This is a genomic window from Phenylobacterium sp. (assembly GCF_036264965.1).
In the GTDB taxonomy this organism is placed as follows: Bacteria; Pseudomonadota; Alphaproteobacteria; order Caulobacterales; family Caulobacteraceae; genus Phenylobacterium.
Genome location: NZ_DATAPY010000175.1, coordinates 1 through 7,148, shown reverse-complemented (window position 1 = coordinate 7,148; position 7,148 = coordinate 1). Strand labels below are relative to the sequence as shown.

The 7,148-nt window shown below is 67.5% G+C and carries 7 protein-coding genes and 1 pseudogene; 3 read left to right on the top strand and 5 right to left on the bottom strand.

All coding sequences use genetic code 11. The annotated features are described in order from the left end of the window. Positions 1-5: 5 nt before the first annotated feature. Together dnaA and VHS75_RS22910 are read left to right on the top strand one after the other, a co-directional pair. Positions 6-1,415: a chromosomal replication initiator protein DnaA gene (gene dnaA, locus VHS75_RS22915; RefSeq protein ID WP_329640947.1), complete on the top strand. Its 1,410-nt coding sequence runs from the start codon at positions 6-8 to the stop codon at positions 1,413-1,415. A 65-nt stretch (positions 1,416-1,480) separates the two neighbouring features. Continuing rightward, on the top strand, positions 1,481-1,855 hold the full coding sequence (locus VHS75_RS22910; protein ID WP_329640946.1) for a DUF6481 family protein: 375 nt from the start codon (positions 1,481-1,483) through the stop codon (positions 1,853-1,855). On the opposite strand, the gene VHS75_RS22905 is transcribed toward VHS75_RS22910, so the two are convergent. Further along, positions 1,852-2,358, bottom strand: coding sequence for a helix-turn-helix domain-containing protein (locus tag VHS75_RS22905; protein WP_329640945.1), 507 nt, complete (start codon positions 2,356-2,358; stop codon positions 1,852-1,854). The genes VHS75_RS22910 and VHS75_RS22905 overlap by 4 nt on opposite strands. Before the next feature lie 91 nt (positions 2,359-2,449). Between VHS75_RS22905 and VHS75_RS22900 the strand changes: the two genes are divergently transcribed. Continuing rightward, the gene (locus VHS75_RS22900) at positions 2,450-3,265 is read left to right on the top strand and encodes an SDR family oxidoreductase (protein ID WP_329640944.1); all 816 of its coding nucleotides are present in this window, start codon (positions 2,450-2,452) and stop codon (positions 3,263-3,265) included. A gap of 74 nt (positions 3,266-3,339) precedes the next feature. Here VHS75_RS22900 and pnp read toward each other — a convergent pair whose 3' ends face one another. The 4 genes and pseudogenes from pnp to VHS75_RS22880 form a co-directional block, all read right to left on the bottom strand. Further along, on the bottom strand, positions 3,340-5,484 hold the full coding sequence (pnp, locus tag VHS75_RS22895) for a polyribonucleotide nucleotidyltransferase (protein ID WP_329640943.1): 2,145 nt from the start codon (positions 5,482-5,484) through the stop codon (positions 3,340-3,342). A 255-nt stretch (positions 5,485-5,739) separates the two neighbouring features. Then, positions 5,740-6,009, bottom strand: coding sequence for a 30S ribosomal protein S15 (gene rpsO, locus VHS75_RS22890; RefSeq protein ID WP_329640942.1), 270 nt, complete (start codon positions 6,007-6,009; stop codon positions 5,740-5,742). Positions 6,010-6,012: 3 nt separating this feature from the next. Beyond that, positions 6,013-6,957, bottom strand: a complete 945-nt coding sequence (gene truB / locus VHS75_RS22885) for a tRNA pseudouridine(55) synthase TruB (RefSeq protein WP_329640941.1) — start codon at positions 6,955-6,957, stop codon at positions 6,013-6,015. Continuing rightward, positions 6,947-7,148, bottom strand: a pseudogene (locus VHS75_RS22880) (hypothetical protein); the annotation flags it as partial. The gene truB and the pseudogene VHS75_RS22880, both read right to left, overlap by 11 nt.

Genomic DNA, 7,148 nt, shown 5'->3' with positions numbered 1-7,148 from the left:
GAGCTATGGCGAGCGCACCGGCCGGAGTCGTGTGGACCAAGACCTGCGTGGTCTTGAAGCGCGAACTGGGCGAGGCGACGTTTGGCTCCTGGCTTGGCCAGGCGGCGCTGCGCGAGACCGGGGACGAGGTGTGCCTGGTGGCCGCCACGGGTGTCGCACGCGACTGGATCGCACGGCATGCTTGGCGCCGCATCGGAGAGCTCTGGGCGCAGAACGATCCGCTGGGCCGCCGGCTCGACCTGAAGTCGCGCCTGGAGGTCGATTCCGAGGCCCCGGCGATCGCGGCGGCGGCCGCTGAATCCGTCGAGGTTTCGGCGGCGCCCGAAGTCTTTGAGATCGAGGCTGAGGCCGCGCCGGCCGTCGCCCGACATGGGCGTCTGCTGGGTCTGCAAGACCGCTTCGCCTTCGACAGCTTCGTCGCGGGCCCTTCCAACGAATTCGCCTTCGCCGTGGCCCGCCGTGTGGCGGCCTGGGCGGACGGCCACTTCAATCCGGTGGTCTTCCACGGTCCCTACGGCTTCGGGAAGACCCACTTGCTGAACGCGCTCGCCTGGGAGGCCATGCGCAACGAACCGACCAAGCGGGTCGTTTACCTGACCGCCGAGAAGTTCACCTCGACCTTCGTCAAAGCGCTGCAGGACAAGCAGACCGCGGCCTTCAAGGATGAGCTGCGCAACGCCGACCTGCTGCTGATCGACGACGTCCACTTCGTGGCCGGTAAGACGCAGACCCAGGAAGAGCTGTTCCACACCCTGATCGCGCTGGTCGAGGACGGCCGCCGCGTGGTGATGACCGCCGACCGCTCCCCCACCGAGATCTCGGAGATGGAGCCGCGGCTACGGTCGCATCTGCAGGCCGGTCTGGTCTGCGGCATCGAGCCGGCGGACCGCGCGCTGCGGCTGGGCATCCTGGAGCGTAAGCTGCAGACCCTGGCCCAGCAGGGCAAGTTCCTGCCGTCCGCCAAGCCCGAGGTCATGCAGTTCCTGGCCGACCGCTTCACCGACAGTGTCCGCGAGCTGGAAGGCGCGTTGAACACCCTGGTGGCCCGCGTCGGCGGCGATGTGGCGCGGCTGACCCTCGACGAGGCTCAGACGATCCTTCGCCCGCACCTGTCGTGCAACGAGCGCAAGGTGACGGTGGATCAGATCCAGAAGACCGTGTCCGAGCACTACGGGCTGAAGCAGGCCGATCTGATCTCCGAGCGCCGCGCGCGTGCAGTCGCCCGGCCTCGCCAGGTGGCCATGTGGCTGGCCAAGCAGATCACCACCCGGTCCCTGCCCGACATCGGCCGCCGCTTTGGCGGGCGCGACCACACGACGGTGCTGCACGCCGTGCGCCGCATCGAGAGCCTGAAGGCCGAAGACCCGGCCATCGCGCGCGACGTGGACGTGCTGCTGCGGAAGCTGCGGGGCTAGACGGCTGCAATGCTGTAGGGTGGGGCTGTCGCGCAATCGCGGCCGCCCTGCCTGAAAAGCTGCCCATGTCTGGAAAAGACCTCAAGGGTTCCGGCCTGACCGACCGCCTGTCCGCCGCCGCCGACGCCAAGGCGGCGCTGCTGGCGAAGCTGAAGCCCAAGCCGACGGTCACCGATCCCCTGTTCGAGCAGCGGGCCGCCCTGCGCGAAGCTGAGCGCAAGGCCGAGCTCAGTGAGGTGCGCACCGCGCGCGCCGATGAGAAGGAAGCGACCCGTGCGGCCGCAGCCGACGCCCTGGCCGCCAATCAGGCCGCGGTCGACGCGGCCGCGGAAGCCGCGCTCGCCGAAAAGCGGGGCGCACGCAAGGAACGCAAGCAGCTCACCAAGGCCGAGGCCCAGACCAAGCGCGACGCCCGCTACGCGGCCCGCAAGGCGCGCTAGAGCCGCCCGGCCTCCGCTGCGTGGGCCACGAACGCCATCCGCGCCAGCATCGGCTCATCGGCGGCGGGGCCGGCGGCCAGCGCGAAGCTTCCATCGTCCACCCGGCGGCCGGTCCGGGCGTCCACGACAACCGGCTCGGCCTGGGCGCCCGTCTCGGTGTCCACCAGACCGCTCGCCAGGCCTTCCTTGGCGAAGTGGCGGTTGCCGAAGGCCATGATGGCGTAGAGCACCGGGCGGAAGTCGCGGCCCATCTCGGTCAGCACATATTCATCGCGCGGCGGGCGCCGGCTGTAGGGCCGCCGCTGCAGGAACCCGGCCTCCACCAGCCGCGTGAGCCGGTCGGCGAGGATGTTAGGCGCCACGCCCAGGCTTTTGCGGAACTGGTCGAACCGGGTGAGCCCGTGCAGGGCGTCGCGCAGGATCATCAGGCTCCACATGTCGCCGGCGCGCTCCACCGTGCGGGCCACGGGACAAAGGCTGCTGTCGAACTCAGAAATTCTCATGCGCCGGAATCTGGGGGACTGACTTGTGATTTGCAAGTAACTGACCATTTGGCAGCGAGGCGACGAGACGCCGCCGCATGGAGAACCTGAAATGACCCAAGCCCACAGCCACGGCACGGCCCTCGTCACCGGCGCGTCCGCCGGCATCGGCGCGACCTACGCCGACCGCCTCGCCAAGCGTGGCCACGACCTGATCCTGGTGGCGCGCGACGCCGCCCGCCTGGAGGAGCTCGCAACCCGCCTGCGCGCCGAGACCGGCGCGGACGTCGAGGTGTTCCGCGCCGACCTGACCGACCCCGCCGACCTGGCGCGGCTCGAAGATCGCCTGGCGCACGACAGCGCCATCGACCTGGTGGTCAACAACGCCGGCGCGGCGCTGTTCGGCGGCTTCCTGGAACATGGCCCTGAGCAGATCGAAAACCTGGTCCGGCTGAACATCGTGGCGGTGGCCCGGCTGGCCAACGCGGCGGCCAAGGCGTTCAACGCCCGCGGCCGCGGGACCCTGATCAATGTGGGGTCGGTCGTGGCCCTGCTGCCGGAGTACCGCAGCGTGGTCTACGGCGCGACCAAGGCCTTCGTCCTCTACCTGACCCAGGGACTGAACGAGGAAATCGGCGGCGCTGGAGTCAAGCTGCAGGCCGTCCTGCCCGGCGCCACGCGCACCGAGATCTGGGAACGCTCCGGCCGCGACCCGGCGGCCCTCGATCCGGCTCGAACCATGGACGTGGACGAACTGGTGGACGCCGCCCTGGCCGGCCTCGACAAGGGCGAGCTGGTGACCATCCCGTCCCTGCTGGACCCCGCCGAGTGGGACGCCTTCCAGGCCGCGCGCCTGAAGATGGCCCCGAACCTCTCCAACGCCCATCCGGCGGATCGTTACGGCGTTCGTGTCCCCATCGACGCCTGAGCCTCGACGAACTCAAAGAAAAGGGCGGCTGGATTGCTCCAGCCGCCCTCGTCATGTCTGCCGTGGCAGGTCGCTTAGGCGTCCGCGCCTTCCGGCTGTTCCTGCTTGGAGGTCAGGTCTTCGCCGGTTTCCTGGTCGACGATCTTCATCGACAGGCGGGTCTTGCCGCGATCGTCGAAGCCCAGGAGCTTCACCTTCACGGACTGGCCCTCGGTGAGGATGTCGGAGACCTTGTTCACGCGTTCATTGGCGATCTGGCTGACGTGCACCAGGCCGTCCTTGGCGCCGAAGAAGTTCACGAAGGCGCCGAAGTCGACGATCTTCACGACCTTGCCCGTGTAGATCTGGCCGATCTCGGGTTCCGAGGCGATCGACTTGATCCACTCCTTGGCCGCGTCGATCTTCGACTGCTCGGCGGCCGCGATCTTGATCGTGCCGTCTTCGCCGATGTCGATCTTGGCGCCGGTTTCGGCGGTGATCTCACGGATCACCTTGCCGCCCGAACCGATCACTTCGCGGATCTTGTCCACCGGGATCTTGATGGTCTCGATCTTCGGAGCGTATTCGCCCAGCTCGTGACGCGGCGCTTCCATGGCCTTGGCCATCTCGCCGAGGATGTGCTCGCGGCCGCCCTTAGCCTGAGCGAGCGCCCGCTTCATGATCTCCTCGGTGATGCCGGCGATCTTGATGTCCATCTGCAGCGAGGTGATGCCGTCGGAGGTGCCGGCCACCTTGAAGTCCATGTCGCCGAGGTGGTCCTCGTCACCCAGGATGTCGGAGAGGACCGCGAAGCCGTCGGATTCCAGGATCAGGCCCATGGCGATGCCGGAGACCGGCTTCTTCAGAGGCACGCCCGCGTCCATCAGGGCCAGCGAGGAGCCGCAGACCGAGGCCATGGACGAGGAGCCGTTGGACTCGAAGATCTCCGAGACTAGGCGGATCGTGTAGGGGAAATCTTCGACGCTCGGCAGCATCGGGCGGATCGCCCGCCACGCCAGCTTGCCGTGGCCGACTTCGCGGCGGCCCGGGGCGCCCATGCGGCCCGTTTCCCCGACCGAGAAGGGCGGGAAATTGTAGTGCAGCATGAACTTCTCGTAGTACTTGCCCTCGAGGGCGTCGATGAGCTGTTCGTCGTCGCCGGTGCCGAGCGTGGCCACGACCAGAGCCTGGGTCTCGCCGCGGGTGAACAGCGCCGAGCCGTGAGCGCGGCTGAGCACGCCCACTTCCGACACGATCTGGCGGACCTGATCGACCTTGCGGCCGTCGATGCGGATGCCGGTGTCGAGGATGTTGCGGCGGACGACGTCGGCTTCCAATTCCTTGAAGACCGCGCCCAGCTTGTCCGGGCCGATCCCGGCCGGGTTCTCGTCGGACTTGCCGAACTTGTCGGTGGCCTTGGCCTTGGCCGCGGCGACCGCGTCCTGGCGTTCCAGCTTGGCGGGGATCTTGAAGGCGGCGGCGAGGTCCTTGCCGATGGCCTTCTTCATCTCCGCCTTGATGGCGTCGGTGTCGTCGGGCTGGAAGTCGAAGGGCTCCTTGGCGGAGTGCTCGGCCAGCTCGATGATCGCGTCGATGACGGGTTGCATGCCGGCGTGGGCGAACATCACCCCCTTCAGCACTTCATCTTCGGTCATTTCCTGGATTTCGGACTCGACCATCATGACCGCGTCCGAGGTGCCGGCGACCACCAGGTCCATCCGGCTGTCCTTCATCTCTTCGAGCGTCGGGTTGAGGACGTACTCACCATTGACGTAGCCGACGCGGGCGCCGGCAATCGGGCCCATGAAGGGGGCGCCCGAGATGACCAGGGCGGCCGAGGCGGCCACCAGGGCCACGATGTCGGGATCGTTTTCCAGGTCGTGGGCCAGGACGGTGCAGACGACCTGCACTTCGTTCTTGAAGCCCTTGATGAACAGCGGGCGGATCGGACGGTCGATCAGGCGGCTGGTCAGGGTTTCCTTCTGGCTCGGCGCGGCTTCGCGGCGGGGGAAGGAGCCCGGGATCTTGCCCGCGGCGTAGAACTTTTCCTGATAGTTCACGGTCAGGGGGAAGAAGTCCTGGCCTGGCTTGGCGCTCTTGGCGAAGACGGCGGTGGCCAGCACCATGGTCTCGCCGTAGGTGGCCAGGACGGAACCGTCAGCCTGACGGGCCATGCGGCCGGTTTCGAGCGTGAGCGTCTTGCCGCCCCACTCGATGGTCTTGCGTTTGATATTGAACATGTTCGCTTCTTTCTCATCCCGCGGGCGTATTCCCGGCGGGGGCGGACAGGGATCGGGCTTCCGAAATCCTCTCCAAATGAACAGGCGATGAGGACTTCGTGTGAGCCCTCGGCGTGTGCGGCGGTCCCGAACTGAAGAGGGATCGCCAGTGCCGCATTGGGTCCCCCGGCCTGTTGCGGAGGAGCGGCGGAACGAATTCATCGAGCCCGATGGGGCTGGCCGGGAGGGCCTGCCCCAAAGGACTTTCAGACGAGACTAGCGGCGCAGGCCGAGGGTCTCGATCAGCTTCTGATAGCGGTCCACGTCGGACTTCTTCAGGTGGTCAAGGAGCGACCGGCGGGCGGACACCAGCTTGAGCAGGCCCCGGCGTGAATGGTTGTCCTTCTTGTGCGTCTTGAAGTGTTCGGTGAGGTTCGAAATCCGTTCGGACATGATCGCCACCTGGACTTCGGCGCTGCCCGTGTCCGCGTCGCCGCGGGCATGGGACTTGATCACTTCAGCCTTGCGTTCGGCCGTAATCGACATCGGTCAATCTCCGCTCTTGTCGAGATGAAAGACCCGCGAGGGTTCGAGCCGGCCCGCGCGCATCTCGCAGAGGGCGACGACCGATCCGCCCGCCGTGGCTGAAACGGTGCGAGAGCCGGGTTTGAGCCTGGCTTTGACCGATTCCACCTGTCGGGGAACGAGAACGATCGCGCGTCCCTGCTTCAGTCGGAAAGCGTCTTCGGCGGTCACGGCCAGCTCCGGGATGTCGTCCAGGGCGGTCTCGACCGGAAGCAATAGCTCCGACTGGCGGGCCTTATGCCCTAAATCCTCAAGGAATTCCAGCGTCACCGCAGATTGTTCGGTGAAACGTCCCACACGGGTGCGGCGCAGGTCGCTGACATGCCCACAGGCGCCCAGCATTTCGGCCAGGTCGCGGGCAATGGCGCGGACATAGGTGCCCTTGCCGCAGACGATCTCCAGGGTGATGTGGCCCGCGTCCGGAACCTCCGCCACGCAGGCGGAATGGATGGTCACGATGCGCGCGGCCAGTTCCACGATCTCGCCGGCGCGGGCCAGGTCATAGGCGCGTTCGCCGTCCACCTTGATCGCCGAATAGGCCGGCGGGACCTGGCTGATCTCGCCGACAAAGGCTGGCAGGGCGGCCTCGACCTGAGCCGGCGTCGGGCGCACGTCCGACTGCGCCGTCGTCTCGCCCTCGCGGTCATAGGTCGCGGTCGTGCGCCCCCAGGCGATGGTGAAGCGGTAGGCCTTGTCGGCGTCAACCAGGAACGGGACCGTCTTGGTCGCCTCGCCCAGCGCGATCGGCAGGATGCCGGTGGCCAGGGGATCGAGCGTGCCGGCATGGCCTGCCTTCTGCGCCTCGTACAGTCGGCGGACCTTGCCCACCGCCTGGGTCGAGCCCAGGTCGAAGGGTTTGTCCAGGCAGATCCAGCCCGAGACCGCCCGGCCCTTTTTCCTACGGCTCACGGTCGTCCGCCCCGCCCTTGCCAGGCGCCGTCGCCTTCACCCCTCCGGTCTTGGATCCCGGAACCTTGGGCGTGATGCGGTGGGTCTCGGCGGGGGGCTCGAACACCGGCTCGGGCTCCACCTTGGCCAGGTCCTCGCGGATCTTGGGGTTGTCGAACAGGCGCGCCATCTTGGCGGCGTCCTCGAAGCTC